24 protein-coding genes are annotated in these 17,612 nt (G+C 66.5%); all 24 read right to left on the reverse strand.

Annotated elements, in window-relative coordinates:
- Positions 1–20 precede the first annotated feature (20 nt).
- Complete coding sequence (locus tag MFF26_RS23615; RefSeq protein WP_238308715.1) at positions 21–2,972, reverse strand: DNA polymerase; 2,952 nt, start codon at positions 2,970–2,972, stop codon at positions 21–23.
- Between the two features lie 10 nt (positions 2,973–2,982).
- Complete coding sequence (locus tag MFF26_RS23620; protein ID WP_238308716.1) at positions 2,983–3,783, reverse strand: hypothetical protein; 801 nt, start codon at positions 3,781–3,783, stop codon at positions 2,983–2,985.
- A 14-nt stretch (positions 3,784–3,797) separates the two neighbouring features.
- The gene (locus MFF26_RS23625) at positions 3,798–4,181 is read right to left on the reverse strand and encodes a hypothetical protein (protein WP_238308717.1); all 384 of its coding nucleotides are present in this window, start codon (positions 4,179–4,181) and stop codon (positions 3,798–3,800) included.
- 91 nt (positions 4,182–4,272) lie between these two features.
- Positions 4,273–4,977, reverse strand: a complete 705-nt coding sequence (locus MFF26_RS23630; protein ID WP_238308719.1) for a hypothetical protein — start codon at positions 4,975–4,977, stop codon at positions 4,273–4,275.
- Positions 4,978–5,124: 147 nt separating this feature from the next.
- On the reverse strand, positions 5,125–6,513 hold the full coding sequence (locus MFF26_RS23635; protein ID WP_238308720.1) for a DEAD/DEAH box helicase: 1,389 nt from the start codon (positions 6,511–6,513) through the stop codon (positions 5,125–5,127).
- Between the two features lie 67 nt (positions 6,514–6,580).
- Entirely contained in the window at positions 6,581–6,865 is a 285-nt protein-coding gene (locus MFF26_RS23640; protein ID WP_238308721.1) for a hypothetical protein, read from the reverse strand.
- Positions 6,862–7,032, reverse strand: coding sequence for a hypothetical protein (locus MFF26_RS23645; protein ID WP_238308722.1), 171 nt, complete (start codon positions 7,030–7,032; stop codon positions 6,862–6,864). The genes MFF26_RS23640 and MFF26_RS23645 overlap by 4 nt, the downstream gene beginning before the upstream one ends.
- A gap of 3 nt (positions 7,033–7,035) precedes the next feature.
- Complete coding sequence (locus tag MFF26_RS23650) at positions 7,036–7,365, reverse strand: hypothetical protein (RefSeq protein ID WP_238308723.1); 330 nt, start codon at positions 7,363–7,365, stop codon at positions 7,036–7,038.
- Positions 7,365–8,084: a hypothetical protein gene (locus MFF26_RS23655; protein ID WP_238308724.1), complete on the reverse strand. Its 720-nt coding sequence runs from the start codon at positions 8,082–8,084 to the stop codon at positions 7,365–7,367. The genes MFF26_RS23650 and MFF26_RS23655 overlap by 1 nt, the downstream gene beginning before the upstream one ends.
- Positions 8,081–8,668, reverse strand: a complete 588-nt coding sequence (locus MFF26_RS23660; protein WP_238308725.1) for a hypothetical protein — start codon at positions 8,666–8,668, stop codon at positions 8,081–8,083. Before MFF26_RS23660 ends, MFF26_RS23655 begins: the two co-directional genes overlap by 4 nt.
- Before the next feature lie 16 nt (positions 8,669–8,684).
- Complete coding sequence (locus MFF26_RS23665) at positions 8,685–8,879, reverse strand: hypothetical protein (protein ID WP_238308726.1); 195 nt, start codon at positions 8,877–8,879, stop codon at positions 8,685–8,687.
- Positions 8,876–9,325 (reverse strand): helix-turn-helix domain-containing protein, encoded by a 450-nt coding sequence (locus MFF26_RS23670; RefSeq protein WP_238308728.1) that lies wholly within the window; start codon positions 9,323–9,325, stop codon positions 8,876–8,878. Before MFF26_RS23670 ends, MFF26_RS23665 begins: the two co-directional genes overlap by 4 nt.
- A gap of 5 nt (positions 9,326–9,330) precedes the next feature.
- Positions 9,331–10,101 (reverse strand): DUF7227 family protein, encoded by a 771-nt coding sequence (locus MFF26_RS23675; protein WP_238308729.1) that lies wholly within the window; start codon positions 10,099–10,101, stop codon positions 9,331–9,333.
- Positions 10,052–10,351, reverse strand: a complete 300-nt coding sequence (locus MFF26_RS23680) for a hypothetical protein (protein ID WP_238308730.1) — start codon at positions 10,349–10,351, stop codon at positions 10,052–10,054. The genes MFF26_RS23675 and MFF26_RS23680 overlap by 50 nt, the downstream gene beginning before the upstream one ends.
- Positions 10,348–10,818 (reverse strand): hypothetical protein, encoded by a 471-nt coding sequence (locus tag MFF26_RS23685; protein WP_238308731.1) that lies wholly within the window; start codon positions 10,816–10,818, stop codon positions 10,348–10,350. Before MFF26_RS23685 ends, MFF26_RS23680 begins: the two co-directional genes overlap by 4 nt.
- 3 nt (positions 10,819–10,821) lie before the next feature.
- Entirely contained in the window at positions 10,822–11,250 is a 429-nt protein-coding gene (locus MFF26_RS23690) for a hypothetical protein (RefSeq protein WP_238308732.1), read from the reverse strand.
- 61 nt (positions 11,251–11,311) lie between these two features.
- A complete protein-coding gene (locus tag MFF26_RS23695) occupies positions 11,312–13,279 on the reverse strand; it encodes a hypothetical protein (protein ID WP_238308733.1) in 1,968 nt (655 codons plus the stop codon).
- An 83-nt stretch (positions 13,280–13,362) separates the two neighbouring features.
- The gene (locus MFF26_RS23700; RefSeq protein ID WP_238308734.1) at positions 13,363–15,483 is read right to left on the reverse strand and encodes a hypothetical protein; all 2,121 of its coding nucleotides are present in this window, start codon (positions 15,481–15,483) and stop codon (positions 13,363–13,365) included.
- A gap of 82 nt (positions 15,484–15,565) precedes the next feature.
- Positions 15,566–15,856 carry a hypothetical protein gene (locus MFF26_RS23705; RefSeq protein WP_238308735.1) on the reverse strand — a complete coding sequence of 97 codons (291 nt, stop codon included), beginning with the start codon at positions 15,854–15,856 and terminating at the stop codon, positions 15,566–15,568.
- Positions 15,849–16,529, reverse strand: a complete 681-nt coding sequence (locus MFF26_RS23710; RefSeq protein WP_238308736.1) for a hypothetical protein — start codon at positions 16,527–16,529, stop codon at positions 15,849–15,851. Before MFF26_RS23710 ends, MFF26_RS23705 begins: the two co-directional genes overlap by 8 nt.
- Positions 16,529–16,732 (reverse strand): hypothetical protein, encoded by a 204-nt coding sequence (locus tag MFF26_RS23715; protein ID WP_238308737.1) that lies wholly within the window; start codon positions 16,730–16,732, stop codon positions 16,529–16,531. The genes MFF26_RS23710 and MFF26_RS23715 overlap by 1 nt, the downstream gene beginning before the upstream one ends.
- A gap of 83 nt (positions 16,733–16,815) precedes the next feature.
- Positions 16,816–17,022, reverse strand: coding sequence for a hypothetical protein (locus MFF26_RS23720; protein WP_238308738.1), 207 nt, complete (start codon positions 17,020–17,022; stop codon positions 16,816–16,818).
- A complete protein-coding gene (locus MFF26_RS23725; protein WP_238308740.1) occupies positions 17,019–17,378 on the reverse strand; it encodes a hypothetical protein in 360 nt (119 codons plus the stop codon). Before MFF26_RS23725 ends, MFF26_RS23720 begins: the two co-directional genes overlap by 4 nt.
- 50 nt (positions 17,379–17,428) lie before the next feature.
- Positions 17,429–17,612 (reverse strand): hypothetical protein (locus tag MFF26_RS23730; RefSeq protein ID WP_238308741.1); only part of this gene is annotated, 184 nt, incomplete at its 5' end.

Here is a 17,612-nt window from a genome sequence, read left to right on the forward strand (position 1 = left end):
AGACTTGATCCTGTCTTGATCTATGCGGCCTCCTTCATGCGGGTGCGCTGGTCTTTCAGGTACTCGACCACGTCGAGAATGCCCTGATCGTCGAGGCGCTTGTTGTGACGGGCGTCGCCGACCACCGCGCGATCCGGCTCGAACAGCTCGATCTGGCCGTTCGGCGCCTTCTTCTCGTTCCAGGGCTCGAAGGTGACGCCGATGGCCGGCGAGCTGTCGAGCTTGCACCGCTGGAAGATGTCGGGGTGGTCGATCATGATGCGGTGCGCGTCGCGGATGAACCGCACCGCGTGATCCTGATGGACCGACCAGACCAGCTCGTCGTGGATCGGCATCAGGAACCTGAACTCCCGCGGGCCCCAGCCGAGGCTCTGGAAGTGAAGGATCGTGCGGACGATGCTGCGCTTGGCCAGCGTGGCGCACGTCCCCTGGATCAGCGCGTTGACGGTCTGGTTGCCGGCGCGCTTGGCGATTTTGCGCGCGATCCAGCGCATGACCGCGTTGTAGTTTTCCGCTCCGAGCTGCTGGAGCAGGAACTTGTTGCACCAGTCGACGGACCACTGGTCGGTCGCCTCGTAGCGAACGTAGCGGTGCCCGTCCGGCAGGGTGATAAAGCCGGCGCGGTTGACGTCGGCGATCTGCTGAACCCGCCACGCCTCCGCGACGGGGAACTGGGCCCGGTAGGCGTCCGTCGCCTCCGCGGTCTTGGTCGGCCCCCAGCCGGCGCGCTCGCCAATGGTGGCCAGCCAGCCGGAGTAGAAATAGTTGAAGTTCGCCTCCTTCCCGAACACGGTACGCCAGTAACCGTAGGCTTTTGCGCTGTCGATCAGCTCGCCCTTGAGGTTGGTCATCAGTCGCGGCAGGCGGTCGGCCTTGCCGTGATTGTCCGACAGCCACTCATTCCAGGACGTCATGCCCTTGAGCGACTTGAACAGGGGCAGATCGAGGCCGGGGCAGTCGAGCGACAGCAGGGCGGTCGCGGTGCCGGCGTGCAGATCCTGGTGCGGGATCTGGCCGAAGGCCCGGAAGAACTCCGGGTCGCCGGAGAACTCGCCGATCTCGACCAGCTCCACACCCGACCAGTCGAGCGAGATGATGAGGTGGTCGTCGTAGTCGCCGAGGTAGAAGCCGCGGATGTAAGCAGCCTCGCCGCGCTTGCCGAGCTGCATCGGGTTGGGCGACGAGCCCGCCATGCGGCGGGTCGCGAGGAGCGAGGTGACCTGCGGGTACATCCGGTCGGTGTCGGGGTCGACGAGCAGGGAGTAGGGCGTCAGGTACAGCTTCATCCGCTGCTCGACGCCGGCCAGCCGGTTGATGCAGTCGATCACCCGGAGCGCGTCGCGGTTGTGCCGCATCGCGAACGGCTCCAGATCCTCACGCGAGGGCTTCTCGTCCGCCTCCCAGGCCTGCTCGATGCGGGCCCAGCGCGCGGCGTGCTCCTCGGCCAGGATGCCGGCTGCCAGCCCGTCCTCGCCGCCGGCCGCCACGCGCATCGCCACGTCGGCCTGGACCTCGGTGTAGGCGCCGCGCAGCTGGTCCTCGGTGAGGTGCTTGCCGTCCTTGAGCCGGTCGACGATGCGCCCGCGGCCCTCGCCGTCGGAGGCGATCTTGCCCTTCGACAGCACGACCTTGCAGCCGAGCAGGTCGAACAGGATCGTCCGCACCGGCATGTAGTGGGCGAGATTGACCCCGGTCAGGCTCTTGTCGTTCATCCCGCGCTCGGTGGCCCAGCCCGTCGTGACGGCGCCGCGGACCTGCAGCAGCTGCTCGAAGTCGTCGGCGCTGTCGGGCTGGTCGAGCCAGGCCTGGACCTTCCCGCGGTAGCGGGGGTAGCCCATCTCGCCCTTGGCGTTCGGGCCGTACCAGCTCTCGCGCTTCAGCAGCTCGTCGTTGGGCTCGTCGGGAAACCGGAAGGCTGCCAGGGCTGCCTTCATCTCCCGGACGATCTTGGCGGCCTGGCCGCGCTCGTAGGCGGTGCGCTCCAGGATCGCCTGGTGGTTCACCCGCATGCCGCCGATGGCGATGCTGGCGAAGATCGCCGGCATCGGGTTTTCCTGCGCGAAGAACGTCTGGATCAGGCGCGCCCCGCCGTTGCGCGTCATGTAGGTGAGCAGGAAGCGGAACAGACGGACGGCCCAGTAGCTGTCGTCGGCGCCGTAGCCCGCGACCTGCTCGCCCGAGACCAGGCCCATGTGGGCCTCGCCGTCGAGGGTCTCCTCGAACGTCTTCATCTGGACGCCGAAGTGCGAGCGCACCGCCTGCTTCAGGCCGTAGCCGTAGGCGATTGCCGAGACGAAGCCGTTCCAGGAGAACGCGGCCTTCGACGACTTGCCGATGATCTTGAACACGAGGTCGGACAAGGCCGGCGACATCTCGCCAGTCTCCTTGTTCCAGCCCGTGGTCGAGGCCCGGATCAGCTGGTCGATGAGCGTGCCGATCTCGCCCTGGCCGGCGGCGACCCAGCTGTCCATGCTGTAGGTGTCCGGCCCGTAGGAGGACACGGCCATCGTCATGGTGCAGATGATCGAGCCTGGCCGGAAATCGAAGTCGAGCACCGCCTTACAGACGGTCATCTCGAACGCGGCGTTGTGGGCGATGAAGTGGGCGCCCTCGGGCAGGCACCCCAGCAGCTCGGCGAGGATCGAGACGGGAAGCCGGTTCTCGACGTCGCTGTGGCCGAAGTTGATGTAATAGGCCCGGTCGGGCTGCTCTTCGGAGTAGAAGGAAGCGCCGCAGATGGTGGTGCGGCGCCAGTCGAACACCGTCCTGGCGGTCTTCGACTTGAACCCCTCGTCGTTGTATTTGCAGTAGCGGTTCAGGCCGTCGTGCCGGCGGCTGTCCTCGGTTTCCAGGTCGAACCCGACGAACTCGGAGGTCTGGATCATCGCCCGGATCTCGTCGATCAGCTCGGGGTTCCGGGCATCGACGAGAATGGTTTTTGGCGTCACCGCCACGGGGTTGTGGGCGTTCAAGGGCCGCTCCTCAGTGGTGGAATTGCTTGAGGACCGCGTCGCCCGCGGCGGGGTCGGGTTGGCCGGCGACGATCCCGTCCTCCCAGGAGCCGGGCAGGGGCAGGAAGCCGACGATCTCCCAGTAGGCGCGCAGGAGCGCGGCCTGCTTGGGCTCGCACATGCGCTGGGCCATGCCGGTCTTCACGCCGGCACGCTCGAAGTCGCCGACGTTGTGGTGGCCAACGAGGAAGAGTTGGAACGCCATAGCAAGCAGCCGGCGGTCGCAGGCGACGTAGCCCTTCCGGCCGAAGCCCGGCATGCCGGGGATCTTGTCGGAGGCGTCGCCGACGAGGGTCTTGAACAGGCGCACCTCGTGCGCCGGGATGGTCACGCCGTCGACAATCAGCGGCTGACCGCCGCCGAGGTCGATCCGCACCCGGTCGGTGCCCAGCGCGAGCAGATCGCGGTCGACCGTGTGGACGGTGATGCCGTCGCGTGCGGTGGGACCGTGAACCTCGCAGAGGTGGGCGATCACGTCGTCGGCCTCGCGGCCGGGGACCGCGATCTGGATCGCGCGGGTGTGCCGAAGCGCGTCGCGCGTCAGCGATACCAGGGCGTGGAGCCCGTCCGTCATTGTGGACGGACGCACCTTGTAGCCGGGGAAGATCTTCCGGCGGGCGTCGAGGGAGCCGCGCCCCTCGAAGCACCAGATGGCGACGTCGGAGCGCGGCAGCTCCAGCATGTCGCCGAAGACCGAGCGCGGGCCGCTGTTCAGCATGTTGCCGTCGAAGCGGCGGCGCAGGACCGCCATGCCGTCATAGATGTGGATCACGGAGGTATCTCCGATCAATCTCTGGGATCGTAGATACGGGCGGCGCGCTCGGCGCGGCGGCGGCGGCGCTCGATCATCTCGGCGGTCAGCACGAAGCACAGCCAGAGGAGCGCGACCGAGACGATCAGGAGCATCGCGTAGAGGCCGAACACCGCAACCTGGGCGACGAACCAGAACGCCAGCGGCACCGGCCAGGCGGCGATGTAGCCCCAGCTCCAAAGGCTGCCGGTGTCGAAGTCGGGACCGAGGAACCAGGCGTGAACCAGGGCGCCGATGCCAAGGTACTTGGCCACGTTGAACAGGTGCCGGGTCAGCGGCCGGTTATTCAGCACCTCTTCGCGCTGCACGGTCGAGACGCTGCTGGCGTCCAGGGTGAACAGGGTTGGTTTGTCGCTCATGATGGCCCCCAGATCGGTACGTTTCGTACAAAAAGAGGGGCCGCACCTCGGGTGAGATGCGGCCCCCTCTTAGGTCAGTGGGAGGCCGCGATCAGGCGGCCTTCTTGCCCTTCGTGGCGCTGGCGCCGGCCTCGCCCAGGATCTCGTAGGCGAACACGCCGTACTCCTGGCCCGAGCCGACCTTCGGCTTGGCCGTCAGGGTCACCTCGAACGGAGCGTCCATGCCGAAGCGCGGAGCCGCGTCCTGGAGGAAGCCGCCGAAGCCCTTGCTGTTCTGGTAGCTCAGCGACAGGCCGACGATGGTGCCGGCGGGGAGCGGAGCGCCCTCCTTGCGCTTGTACTCCTTGAGCAGCTTGACCGGCAGCTCGACGAGGTCGGAGACGTAGACGCTGGCGTCCATCTGCTGCGCCTGGGCAACGACGGTGGCCCAGTTCTGGCCGCTGCGCTGCTCGGTGACGCGGTCGTAGGTCGTCAGGTAGCGCACGCCGCTCGGCGTGTTGACGCGCAGCACCCAGCCGGTCTTGGCGTGCTTGAGGCACATCTCGACGTCGATGGCGTCATGGAGCTGCTTGTCCTTGCCGAGGCGGATGCCCAGCTCGCTGACCGCGAGGTAGACCTCCACGTTCATCGCGGCGTTGTTGATGAAGTCGGCGAGGGTACGCGGGGCGCCCCCGGCGGCGGGCAGGCTGGCGGCCGGCGCCACGGGCGCGGGCGGGGCAGCGGTGGTGGTGTGCTGCGGGGTCTGGGCAGCCTCGTCGGCGGCAGCGGCGAGGGCCTTGGCGATAGCGTCGGACATCGGTTTCCCTTTTGAACTGGAACTTGAACTTGAACTTGGGTGGGTGGATCTCAGTACGTTTCGTACCGAGATGATCGAGATAGCGGGTGCTAGCGGTCGTGTCCAGCCCCCCTATCACGATTGGTGTGCGGTACGGATCGTACCGAATTACCACGGCATGGGGACACGCCCACGCTCGACCTGTGCAGCCTCGACCGACTTGCGCTTGGTCAAGCGCATGATGTGTTGGTCGATGCTGTCAATGTAAGTGTAAAGCTTCAACCGCAGGGCGCTGCGTCTAGTCTGACGCATCGCCCGCTTATACGCCTGGAAGAAGGCGGTATCCTGATAATCCATCGAGACGAACAGGACGTCGGAGACCTCCCGGTCGCCGCAGAATTGCCAGTTGTAGCCGCAGTCGGCGACCTGCGGGGAGCCGATGATGGTGTCCAGCTCGCCCGCGCGAAAGCCGCGGTCGGCGGCCGAGGCTGCCTTCTTCGTGACCTGGCCGTTGATGATCGCCGCGCGCCGGCCGGCGGCGAGAGCGATCCGCAGCATCTCCTCCTGCTGCGGGACGAGCGCAGCGTAGGCGAGCAAGGGCCGGTCGATCTTCTCGCAGTCGTCGGCGAACTCCTCCAGCTTGCCCGGCACCTCGCCGGGGCAGATGTCGACCCGCTGGCCGGGGGTGACCAGATCGGGGAAGCTGTTGGGGTGCTCCATGATCTGGCGCGCCCGGATGAAACCGACGCCGGGCTGGGTGCCGTCGATGAAGAACTGCTCCAGCTCCAGCAGGGCGGTCTCGCGGAACTTGTCGTAGGCCCGGCGCTGACGGTCGTTCATCCGACAGCGGGCGACCTGAACGACGATCTCCTCGGGCCCGTGGACGTCGGTCCACAGGCGCTTGATCGAGTGGGCTGAGAGGATGGTCTCCAGCCGGTCGAGGTTGGTGTGGCCGACGACCTTCCGGGTGAACGGATCGACGAGATCGTGGACCGAGGAGAAGGCCTCGGGCGTGCCGTAGTAGCGGGGCTCGATGACCTGCAGCGCCGGGTACACGGTCGAGGGCCGACCGTTGTAGGAGGTGCCCGTCATGGGCACGAACCACAGGTCGTCGCCGCGCCGCTTGCACCAGCGGTAGAGCGCCTGGGTGCGCTTGCTGTCGTGGCCGCCGAAGCCCTTGTGCCACTCGTCGATGTCGATGGCCTTGTAGTCCTCGTGGATGCGGTCGGCGACCAGCTCGAACCGGGTGAAGCCCATGAGCAGCAGCTTCGCGCCACAGGTGAGAGCCTGCTCGACCTCGTTCGGGCTGCCATCGACGATAGCGACCTCGCCCGGCGCCCACTCACCCCAGAGCATGGCCTCGTCGAAGTTCTTGTCGATCAGCTTCATCGGCATGAGCCAGATCGACTTGTGCCCGTGCCGGTCCCAGCGGGCGCGCTGGAGCACGCAGATGGTCGGCGTCTTGCCGGTGCCCGGCTCGCCGCCGTGGATGCAGCGGCGCTCCTTGAAGAAGAGGCGGCCGAGATCCTGGATCTGATCTTTGCGAAGTTCAGGCATTCAATCGACCTCTATTGTACGAAACGTACCACCGCCAGAGAGTAAGTCTCTGGCGGTGGCAGGATGACTACTGCTTCGGCGCCTTAAACTTACAGGCCCCGACCGCCTTGTATGGGCAGAGACGCTCCTGCGGGTCGTGCGGGGGCTTCTTGGTCTTGAAGCTGACGGTCACGTAGCCGTCCTTGTCGCTGTCCTGGTTCAGGACTTCGACCACCTCCAGGCCATTCTTCTCCGCACTCTCATAGGCCGAGAGCTTGGCGTTCTGGAACTCCTGGGTATCCAGGGTGTAGGGGCCACAGGCGCCGAGAGCTAACGTGAGAGCGGCGGCAGAGATGAGAGCGAACTTTTTCACGGGTCGATCTTTCCGTTGAGGGTTTCGGCGAACGGCTTACGGCGCGGCTGCGGCCGGGGCCGGGAGACCCGCCGGACGATCCAGATCGTCCAGCGGATGACGGTCCAAAGCCCGATGAGGGCCAGGAAATTCTTTGGATCCAGGAGGAAGACCCAGAAGGTGCCCATCGGTCAGCCTCCCCTCTGGCGGCGCTGGATCTCGGTCTGGGCGATGCGCGCGACCGCCTCCCGGACCTCGTGCGGGCGGGGCGAGCGGAACGCGACCCGCGCCGCGTTGAAGCGGTCGAGGATGGACGGCATATCGGCACGCACCCGCTTGAACAGCGAGCGCAGGCCGGCCTCGTGCGGCTTCATGTAGGACTGGCCCAGGTGCTTGTAGAACACCCGCAGGAAGGCCTCGTCCCCGTAGCCGACCAGGGCATCGAGCGCCCTGGCCTCTTCCTCGGTGACCACGAAGGTAACCGTGCCGTTGACGGTCGCGTTGGCGCGCAGCTCGGCCATCAGTTGAAGCCCCCCGGCATCATCTGCTCGTCGAGATCTCGGTCGGCTTCAGCGAAGCGATCCGAGGGTACGAGATCGGCCTCCGAAATGCCCGGCAGCGGGCCGCGCCCATGGCGCCGGCTGCGCTTGCCGCGGATCTTGGCGATCACGGCCGGATCCCAGCAGCGGGCCAGCTCCTGCTCGCCGCAGCCCATCAGGTCGTGGCCGGTGTAGTGCGCCAGGACCATGGCCGTGGTGAGCAGACCGCCGTACTCCTGATGGGGCTCGCCGGGTGGCCGGCCGAAGACGTAGGCCGTCAGATCGAGCACCTCGCGGTGCGTCATGCCGAGGGACTGCGCCAGCTCCAGTGCCTCCTCGACGAACCGGGCGATGCGCTCCTGCAGGTCGGTGGCGTCACCGTGGGTGACTTGGTCGAGCCAGTCCCAGCAGCGTGCCTGAAAATCGCGCGGCGTCGCGGCGTTGATCGCCGCACTCATGAGCGCGACCCGCGCCTCGCCGTGGGTCTGGTACTCGCCCATCAGCTCACCCGGCCAGTTGGTCTCCGGGTCGGCGGTCTTGGTGTCGATCAGCAGCCAGGTGTCGTCCTCGCGCGGCTCGACGTCCCGCATGCGCAGCTGGAGCGTGAAGCGATCCAGCGCATCGAGCATCGACTGGGGCGTGGGGATGGGCATGACGGGAGAGAGGTTCACGTCGCGGCATGGATTGCGTTCGAGGGTCATGCTGGGCTCCTGCGGATGCGGTTGTAGAGCTGGCGGCGGCCTTCGACCGACCAGTCGTGGTTCCAGTCGAGCCCGTCGGGTTCGAGCACGACCGCGCCCGGCACGCGCAGCGGGCCGGACAGGATCAGGTTGCGGGTGCGCGGCACCTCGGCCATGCGCTCCATCTCGACGAAATCGCCGGACGAGAGGTCGACGATGGCCAGCGGCGCGACGTTGGTGAGGCCCAGGCGCCGGGCGACCCAGCGCGACGGCGGGCGCGACAGGCACCAGGCCGGTTCGACGGTGCGCTCCAGACCCGGCGTCATTGCGGACAGGCGCCAGAGCCAGTTCGCGTGGACGGGGTAGACGTGGAAGAGGCCGCCGTCCTGGTCCGGCCCCATCGCCCGCACGAGCGGGTGATCGAGGACCGGGCCCATCTCGGGTGGTTGAAGCCGGTGCGGGCAGCGGAGCCCGCGGGGAACGGAGACCTCAAGCGGGCTCTCCAGCTCCTGCAGCGCCGGGACAAGGCACCGGCCGCCGGCCTGCTCGTGCAACCAGGGCAGGTTGTCGTGAAGGTGGAAGCCGAAGTGAGAGACGGGGATCACGCGAGAGGTCTCCGGGTCAGGGCAGATGCACGCGCCGGCCGAGGAACAGCCGGAGGCAGCGGCGGGTCAGCTCGTCGACACGCAGGCGCGCGGCGTTCGCCGGATCGGCCATGAGGGCGAGGCGGCCGAGCAGATCAGCCGGACGGTCGGCCGGCGGGAGGCGATAGTGGATGCGGATGAGATTGAAGAAAGTCTTGGTCGGTAAGATCATGCTGCCATTCTTCCAGCGGGGGGACACAACAGGTCGTCAACGTGAACTTCGAGGATCTCTGCGATCCTCAATACCTCCGATATTTTGAAGTCGTGGTAGCCTTGTTCCATGGCCGAGAGCATGACCCGGTTCGAGAACTCGAAATGTTCGCAGAACTCGCCATGGCTCATCTTCAGGCGCTGGCGCTTAGCCAGGAGCCTGTGCCCGATCCGAACGTGGACCGGGCCGAGAACTGGTCGGTCGGAGAACTTGCGGTGATAGACGTCCGGCTTGGCCGAGCCGCGCTCGTCCCGCGCCCGCTCGACCGCGGCACGCTGCGCGTCCGTCATCTCGCCGAGGAGCCGACGGACGTAGACCTTGACCGAGGATGCCTTGAGCTTCCCGAGTTCCTCGACGATCTCGGGCACCGAGTAGCCCTTGAGGAGCAACTCGGTGATGCGCGGCACGCTGCTCATTGCTCGGCGAGCCGCCGCGAGATGACCTTGCGCCGCGCGCCGTGCGCCGGGAACCCGACGATGACGCCGCGCGGGCGAGGGCGGGAGCAGAGGTTGCAGGTCGCGCAGCTGACGCCCTTGGCGAACGTCGCCGGGCAGACGGCGATCTCGCGGCCAGCTGGGGTGCGCAGCTTGCCGTGAGGGGTGTCGTGCGGAAGCACGGTGACGACGCTCATGTCGGGCGCGGCGTCGAGGATCGCATCGGCCTGGGCCGGGCTGTCGGCAGACACGTTGATGTGGAACTGCTGCTCCCGAGCCTGACGGTACAAATCGTACCGACGACCGTGGGTAAAGATGATGGCCTCGCGGCCCTGGTTGGCGCTTGCGAGGGCCAGAACCTGGTGATCCTCACGAGGCAGATCGCCCGCCGTGCCGTAGCGCCAGCGGATCTTGCGGGGCAGCGCGCGGATGAGGTGCAGCAGCTGCTCGAAGGTGACGGCGGTCTTGCCGCCGTCGCCGGACGACACGCGGTTCCAGTGGATCGCGCTGGGGCCGTGCTCAGCGTAGCAGCCCGCGCCGCGAAGGGCGCAGGTCGAGGGGCAGGTATCGCGCGAAGCCATCACGGCAGGCATGGGACCGATCTTGGTGTTGGTCGACGAGCGAACGAATAGGAAGCGCATCAAATCCTCGAAGGGTTGTTGGTACGGATCGTACCAAGAGGGCAAGAACAAAATCGCGTCAGGCAGCCATATCGAGCGGTTCGCAGGCCGCGAGGTGGACAGGTTCACGACCGCGGGCGGTCAGGGTGACAGCACCCTCGGTCATGATCGCGAGGGTGGCGCCGCACGGCATGACGGGCTCGCCGATGCCGTTCAGGATCTGCGACGGGCCGTGGAAGATGACCTCGTCGTAGTAGTAGGGCTGGCCGTACTTGCCGCGGGTGACCCGCACGGCCGGCTGCCGCTCTTCGAGCGGCAGCTTGCGGTTGGCCGCCACGATGTGGCGGTTCATTACGACGTAAATCGGGGGCATCTTCATGACTGGGCTCCCATGCCCCGCATGAGCGCGAGGACTTCGCGCTCGGCGGCGGCCTTGGCGTAGTTGTTGATGGTGTCCCGCGAGGTGATCTCGCGGTTCTCGACTGCCCGAAGAGCCTCGGTCTTGAAGTCGTCAAACAACTTCTTGATCTCGGGTCGAAGGTGTTGGTCGATACTCTGGAGCACGAGCGAACGCCCGTACTTATCGAGTTCCTCCTTGAGCATATCCCTGATGATGATCCGGGTAGCCTCACTCATCCGACCGTAGCCGCTACCGATCTGCCTGAGCTGCAGATCGACGGCTTGCCGGATCCTCTCGTCGAGCGCACCGGCCCTCTCTTCGACCTTACGAGCGAGAAGACCGGCGAGCTGCGGAACGGCCTTCTCCAGCAGCTGAACCTCGATCTCGGGCTTGCCTGCGATCAGGCCTTGGAGTTCGGCGAGGCCAATCAGAATTTTGGTGCTCATGGGTCAGCTGACCTTCTTGAAGCGCGGCTCGACCATCTCGTCCGGGAACCGGACGAAGTGCTTGCCGTCGGAGTTGCGGTAGACGGTGACGGGCTGCTGATCCTCGATCATGCGGCAGCGCGGCTGAAACGCCGTCTTGCCGTCGCCCATGCTCGGGGCGCTGACCTGAAACAGGGCCTCGGACGCGACGACGTCGTAGGCGACGTCGGGCTTCTTGAAGTGCCGGACCTGGCCCTCGGCCTGGCCGGCGTTGATCGCGGCGGCGAGGCGGTCGCGCATCGCCTCCTGCTCGGCCCGCCCGCCGGCCACGCCAAGGATCGCGACCTGGCCTACGACCGCACCAGTCTCGTCGTGGAGCATGATGCCTGCGCCTACGACCGAGCTGTAGAAGGTCGGGTTGGCGCGGACGCGCTGACCTTTGGTGAAGGGCATGGTGATCTCCAAGTCATGAGGAAAGGGCCCCGCCATATCGAGTATGGCGGGGTGGGTTGGATCAGGCCTTGGGGTAGGCGGCGGTCACGGGGGTGGCGTCGACCCAGTGGTTGCCGAAGTGCGTGCGGACTTGGATCTGCTGACGCTCCGCATTGAGACAGAGGTCAGCGACCTGCCAGCTCGCCGAATAGACCGGGCTGTTGTCGCCATCGGCGGGGTCGTCGAGCACAACGGTGCCGCCGACCTCGGCGCGCATCCACGGCCGAGACTGGTGCAGGCTGACCCGGTGCGCCGGGGCGGTCTGCACACCGTCGTGCTCGGTCTGGATCTGCGCGTCACCCGACACGAGCCCGATCTGGAGGACCGGATAGACACCAGCCGGCGGCCAGCCCTCGCCCGTGACCTCGACGAGGTCGCCGGGCAGGATGGGCTCGGGCTCGACGACAAGGGCCTCGGCCTCGCCGCGCAGGTCGTGCCCGTCGACCGAGATCATGGTCACCGTATCACCCGTGACCTCGACCTTGGTGCGCGGCCACAGTTGCTCATCCTTGAAGGTGACCCCCACGATGTTGCGGTTGCGGATCGGGAGCCGACGGCCCTCGACAAGCACCGCCCACATCTCGCTGTCACTCTCGACCTGGTCGCCGTCGCCGTTCTCTTCCTCGATCCCGGCGACGGTGTAGGTGCCAGGCTGGAGGAAGTCGTGCCGGTCGAGGAGGACGATGGCGCCCTTGGTCACGAGCATGGACGCGGTGACCTCGGAGGCCGGGACGACGCGGGCGAAGTCATCCTCGACGATGTCGATCTGATCGCCCTCGACGTCGCGGACCTGCACGGCGTCAGTGGTGGCCGTGGTGACCAGGCCGAAGGTGTCCGCGCCGTACTGGTCCTGGTACTCGATCACGTCACCGACCCGGATCCGGTCGAAGTCGGTCTCCTCCTCGACGTCCTCGTCCTCCTCCTCGTCCTCGATGCCGGTGTCAGCCTCTTCGGTCGGACGCAGGACCAGACCGTCGCGCTCGACCTTGGTGACCTTGTCGTCGTGCAGCCAAACCTGCTCCCAGGCCGTGGCGACACGCAGGCGCTTACCGTCGAGGGCGACGTCAACGTCATCGACCTCCAGCACCTCGTAGAGGCCAGCCCTGACCGCTCCTGCGTGGCCGTCGCTGTCGTGGCCAGCGTAGGTGACGGTGTCGCCGACGCAGGCGAGCGCCGCCAGCTCGGAGCCGGACGGGGTCGGAGATACATCGGACTTAGGTGTCAGATAGGTATCCCGCAGACGGCCGAACAACTCGTCGCTGAAGTCCTTGTCGAGGTGCTCGATGACCTCGTAGCCGCAGACCCGCATCTTCTCGCCGTGGTAGTCGGTCGGCACCGCGACGACGTCGACCGGGTCGACCGCCACGAGCACGACCTGACCGGAGCTGTAGTAGGACTTCACGTAGCCCTGAGCGCCAACGTGAAGTCCGTGGGAGCAGGTCTCGTTCGGGTTCGGGTTAACCGCGTCGCGCGGCATCCGCGGCTGGGCACCAACCTCGTGCGTGAAGTAGCTGCCGTCGAGGTTCTGGTGATGGCTGCGCAGATCGGACTGCACGCCCTTGAACGCCAGGAACCGGCCGTCCGGCATGAACGGCAGCGCGACGCGGTCGAGGAAGATCGGCAGGCGCTCGATGGCGGTCGCCGTCGGGTTGTGAACGAGGCGGTCGAGCGCGTTGAAGAGCGCCGTGTGATCCTCGCCGGCAGCCCGGAACTCCAGGATGCGGTCGACCCAGATGCCGTGCAGCGGCTTGCCCTGCCAGAGGATCTCGTTGCCGTCGAACTGGATGCGGTTGAAGCTGGCGCGTGAGAGCGCGCGGCGGGCATCGACGAGGTCGACGAGCAGATCGGCGTCGTGCGCGACGTCGGGCGGCGTCTGAAGGTGAGCGCGAGCCTGGACGTAGTGCTCGTGATCCTTGGTCAGCGAGTACGGCCGGCCCTTGATGAAGAAAGTGAGCGAGTGATTGGTGACGGTGTAAGCAAGACGAGCCACGGTAATCTCCATATCGGATATGGTGGTACGAAACGTACAGATGACGGAAGACACACTGCGCCCGTGGGCGCAGTGTTTGCTCGTTACTTGGAGAGCAGAGCGAAGTAGTGATCCATGGCCTTCTGGCCCTGGTTATTGAACTTGTAATCGCTGCCGTAGGTGTCCCAGGAACCGCGATAGTTCGGGGAGGTGAACAAGACCTCGAACAGCGGGTAGGCCTGGATGAAGGCCTCCCAACGGTCGCGGATCGGCTTGGTCGGATCCTTGGCGACAGTCTTCACGTCGGTGTTGGACACGGACAGAAGCAGGGCCGCGAGCCGGTCGTGGTCGTTGTCGTCACGCTCCAGCGTGTCACGGTTCTTCGACATGGCGACCATGTCGTAGACCAGATCCCGCAGCTCCTGCGGTGCGCAGCCGAGGTCGAGCTTGCGCGAGCGGACCTCACGCAGCCGCGACGGAAAGCTGCTCTCGCTCCACGGGATCGTGGGGGCGACCTGGCTCGGATCGAGCTTGGCTTCGATCAGCTCGGCAAGGTGATCGCCGAGGTGCTGCCAGTGCTCCGGCGGCTGGTCACCGGGATTGAGCAGGATGATCTGCGGGAACTCGTCCAACAGACCCAATTGACGGGCGTCCCGGACCCAGCTTGCCATGACGTAGGGTCGAAACTTCCGCCGCTGGTCACCGCAGTACGTGGTGAGGTGGCGGTTGTTGCCCCGGCGGTCATTGTGGTGGACGAATAGCAGCTCCTCGTCAGTGTCGATCCACTGGACCGGGGCCCGCTCGAAGTTGCTGTCGAGCACCTTGAGCTGCTTCTCGCTCTCAGGACGCTTCACACGCTCGCCCTTGGGACGGGGCGGGAGCTTGATGTCGTCGAGCACGACGTAGTCGGGCCGGCCCATACGTTCGAGCGCAAGGTCGAGGTCGGCACGCTTGACCCGAACCCACAGGCACAGCTCGCTGTCGAGGCCAGCCGCCTCGAACCGCTCCAGTGAGCGACTGGTGGCGTGCTGGATGACAACCCGGCGGCTGCCCAGCTCACCCGGATTGATCCCGATCTCACCGCGGAAGGCGACCGGCGAACCCTTACTGAAGCTCTGCTTCAGCTCAGGCCAGCGGCAAGCCTTGATGGGATCGTTGGCTCTGAACAAGCTGTCGTCGAACTCGAAGCCGCGCCAGCCGATTGCGCGGCACATGCCCCAGCCGTGGCTGCCGAGCGAACGGGCGATGTCCCAGGCTTTGAAGTAGGCACGGAAGTAGGTGTCCTGGGCGTCGACCTCGGCGCGAGCTTTGGCCATCCAGTCCGCGTCGTAGTGCTGGAACAAGGCGCTGAGCCCGGCCTCGGTGCGGTCGTCGTACTGCAGAGCCTCACGGCTGGCAGACACGGAGATGGTGCCGATCTTGGCGTCGAACACGATAGCCGTGTTGCGAGTGAGCAGGTTGGAGACCGACGGTGCCAGATGCCAGGCGATGGGGTACATGACCGGGCCGAGCTTGACCTGCGGCCCGGAGAACGGGACGGTCTGGGCGTCGTAGACGGTCCAGCCGTCGCCCCGGTGCAGGACGCGCGGCTCCCCAAAGTCGATGGCCGGCGTGATGCGGGGGCGCGGCTCGAACGACCAGAGCACGTTCTTGGCGTGCTCGTGGAAGCGGCCGATGTCATCGGGCCGGACGGGGAAGACGATCTCCAGGCCGGTGCCGCGATCCTCGGGCTCCAGCGGCCACTCGCCGAGGAACTGGATCTGGATCTTGCCGGTGTCCGAGACGCCGATGATGTAGACGCGCCGGAAGCCGCGGAAGCGGGAGGTGACGGTGAACGAGCCGGCGCCGTCGGAGCGCATGAGGTAGGCGAGCGCAGCCTTCGAGCCAAAGCCCCAGCCGCCGACAGCGTCGTCGTCGCCGTCCTTCGTGCTCTCGCCGATCTTAGCGTACCGATCCATCATGAAGCGGTGCGGCAGGCCGGGACCGAAGTCACGGATGCTGTACTGCAGATTGAACCGGGTCGGCAGCTCGATCTCGAACGGCTTGCCGGCGGGCGAGACCTCCCAGGCGTTCGTGGCGTACTCGCGGACAGGGTAGACGACCTTGTCCGAGACCATGCCGGTCAGCAGGGCGTAGACGACCTTGGCGTCGCCGCCGACGCCGGTCTGCTTGACGGCCTGGGCGCCCTCGGTGTGCGACTCTTGGATCGCATGAACCATACGCATCGGTGTGCTCCTCGAAGGGTAGTCGGTACGTTTCGTACCAAGAGGGTTGAATAAGTACAAGTCGAGCGGCAGTTTTTAACTGTTAATGCTGCCGCAACAACTGCTTTTTGCGCTTCTCTAATTCGCGCAGGCCAAGTTTCTTGAAGAACAGGGCCTGACGTTTATGCCGGGGGATGTCCTCCGGCAGCTCTTTGGCGGCGAGAAACTCTTCGAGATTTCGAGGCGCGCTGTCCGAAGTCTGGAGATCTTCGAGCAGGTACTCGATGTCGACGGAGAGGCGGCGGATGAACGCATCGCAATGGTTGACGTCGTGGACGTCAGCCACTGTCGTGGTGTGGTTGCTATCCAGCCAGATGGTCTGACGCTTACCCAAGACCCTCCCCCTCGCGGTACGTGATCGGGAAGACGGCGCGCACGCCCTGCAAACTGGCGCGGGCCGCCTCCTCGGTGTCGAACATATACATGAAGAGGCCACGTTCCGCAGCGAACTCCTTGCCACCGACGACCTGCTTGCCGTTCTCGTTGAGCTTGCGGTCATAGAGGCGGATCCACTTCTCGACGGCGGGGTTCACCTCGACGATGTCGAGGGGGTGAGGCCGCCCGCCGCCGGCCGGGTGGAGCCCGGCCTTGGTGCGGATACCCAGAGCGGGCTGGTCGCCGCCGAGGTCCATGCGGACGGTGAGCGGGAACATATCGGGGCGATCCCACTCGACGACCTCGGCCGGGTGGCCGTTGCGGGTCTGGTACTGGCCGCCGGGGCGCAGCGTGCGCGGCACGAAGGTAGTATCGGCCGGCCGGCGCGCGGTGATGTTCGTGCCCGGCACGTCGCCGGGCACGTCGTGGACCGTGATTTCGCCGGTCTGCCGGTCCTCGACCGAGAAGATCGTCGCGGTGTTGTCCTGGTACTGGATCTCGCTGGCGAAGCAGGCGGCCTCGCGGGCCGAGCTGGCGCGCAGCTCGATGGCCCAGTCGATGCGGAAGAGCCGTTCCGGGGCAGAAGCCGGTGGGGCGGCGGTGAGAGTGTCGAGATCAAGATGCTGGTTCATCAGAGGTGCCTCGCGAGGATCTGCTGCTCGATGTCAGCGAGCTGGGCGGGGGTCAGCTCGCGCGGCGCGTCGAGCTGGATGTGAAGGGGGGCGCGGTAGCCGACGGATGGATCGTCCGGCTCGCGGAGGGTCTCGTATTCGACCTCGATGCGCGCCCACTGGTCGGGGTCACGCGGGTCGAGCACCGTCGCACGGTGGCACATGGTCTCTCCTCGAAGGTTGGTGGCGACGGTACGAAGCGTACCGTCGCCAGATCGGATATGGTTGATAGTTCAGACACTTACGGCTAGAAGCCGAGGTAGCGTCCGAAGCTGTCGATGGCGTAGGCGTTGACGCCGAAGAAGACCGTGAGGACCGCCATGGTCGCGAGGATGCGGTTGCCCCACGGGGGCTCCATCGGATCACCGTGGGTGGCAGCGCCGACCAAAGCGAGCAGAAGCGTCAGGTCCAGCATGCCCCAGGCGATCAGGGCAAAGACGACCCGGACGCTCATGCAGCCTCGGCGAAGCGGGCGATGACGCTGGGGTGCTGGGTCAGCTTCTGACCCCGGCGGCGCAGGGCCTCGCGGCTGCCGGGCCCGGCGCACGGGGCGTAGCGGACGATCTCGGGGCCGACGACAGTCCGGCCGCGGCGGCGCACGGCGTGGGGACGGATGACCTTGTGCTTCGGACGGGTGTCGAACTTCTCGGCACGCGCGTCGCGGCGAATGGCGTTCTCGACGGTCGCGGCACCGAACAGGCGCCCGCCCCAGTCGAAGAACGAGGAGATGAGCTGGCCAGCGCGGGAGGAGTAGTCGGGCTCGACCGCGCGACCGGCGTATTTGCGACGTGGCTTCTGTGAAAAGGGCATCGGTGCTCTCTTTGATCGCCTGCGCTTCTCGCGCAGCTGGGTGATCGGGTTCATGGGCAGCTCTCCAGCGCCCGCTCGACGACACGCTTGAGCTGCGCGTCGCGGAGGTCTTCGAGGAGCGGCGGCGCTTCGGGCCACAGCTCGGCGGCGGCATCCGCCAGCATCTCGACCAGGCCCTGGTTCAGCTCGGGCGGCAGGGCCTGAAATTGACGGAGCCGGAGCAGGGCTGAGCGC

The organism is Methylorubrum suomiense (assembly GCF_022179765.1).
GTDB classification, from domain to species: domain Bacteria; phylum Pseudomonadota; class Alphaproteobacteria; order Rhizobiales; family Beijerinckiaceae; genus Methylobacterium; species Methylobacterium suomiense.

Bases quoted from the DNA above. Each gene is read 5' to 3' on its own strand.
- MFF26_RS23625 (WP_238308717.1), bottom strand. From the start codon at position 4,181: ATGAGCGACAAACCAACCCTGTTCACCCTGGACGCCAGCAGCGTCTCG.
- MFF26_RS23630 (WP_238308719.1), bottom strand. From the start codon at position 4,977: ATGTCCGACGCTATCGCCAAGGCCCTCGCCGCTGCCGCCGACGAGGCT.
- MFF26_RS23635 (WP_238308720.1), bottom strand. From the start codon at position 6,513: ATGCCTGAACTTCGCAAAGATCAGATCCAGGATCTCGGCCGCCTCTTC.
- MFF26_RS23645 (WP_238308722.1), bottom strand. From the start codon at position 7,032: ATGGGCACCTTCTGGGTCTTCCTCCTGGATCCAAAGAATTTCCTGGCC.
- MFF26_RS23650 (WP_238308723.1), bottom strand. From the start codon at position 7,365: ATGGCCGAGCTGCGCGCCAACGCGACCGTCAACGGCACGGTTACCTTC.
- MFF26_RS23655 (WP_238308724.1), bottom strand. From the start codon at position 8,084: ATGACCCTCGAACGCAATCCATGCCGCGACGTGAACCTCTCTCCCGTC.
- MFF26_RS23665 (WP_238308726.1), bottom strand. From the start codon at position 8,879: ATGATCTTACCGACCAAGACTTTCTTCAATCTCATCCGCATCCACTAT.
- MFF26_RS23680 (WP_238308730.1), bottom strand. From the start codon at position 10,351: ATGAAGATGCCCCCGATTTACGTCGTAATGAACCGCCACATCGTGGCG.
- MFF26_RS23685 (WP_238308731.1), bottom strand. From the start codon at position 10,818: ATGAGCACCAAAATTCTGATTGGCCTCGCCGAACTCCAAGGCCTGATC.
- MFF26_RS23690 (WP_238308732.1), bottom strand. From the start codon at position 11,250: ATGCCCTTCACCAAAGGTCAGCGCGTCCGCGCCAACCCGACCTTCTAC.
- MFF26_RS23700 (WP_238308734.1), bottom strand. From the start codon at position 15,483: ATGCGTATGGTTCATGCGATCCAAGAGTCGCACACCGAGGGCGCCCAG.
- MFF26_RS23710 (WP_238308736.1), bottom strand. From the start codon at position 16,529: ATGAACCAGCATCTTGATCTCGACACTCTCACCGCCGCCCCACCGGCT.
- MFF26_RS23715 (WP_238308737.1), bottom strand. From the start codon at position 16,732: ATGTGCCACCGTGCGACGGTGCTCGACCCGCGTGACCCCGACCAGTGG.
- MFF26_RS23720 (WP_238308738.1), bottom strand. From the start codon at position 17,022: ATGAGCGTCCGGGTCGTCTTTGCCCTGATCGCCTGGGGCATGCTGGAC.
- MFF26_RS23725 (WP_238308740.1), bottom strand. From the start codon at position 17,378: ATGCCCTTTTCACAGAAGCCACGTCGCAAATACGCCGGTCGCGCGGTC.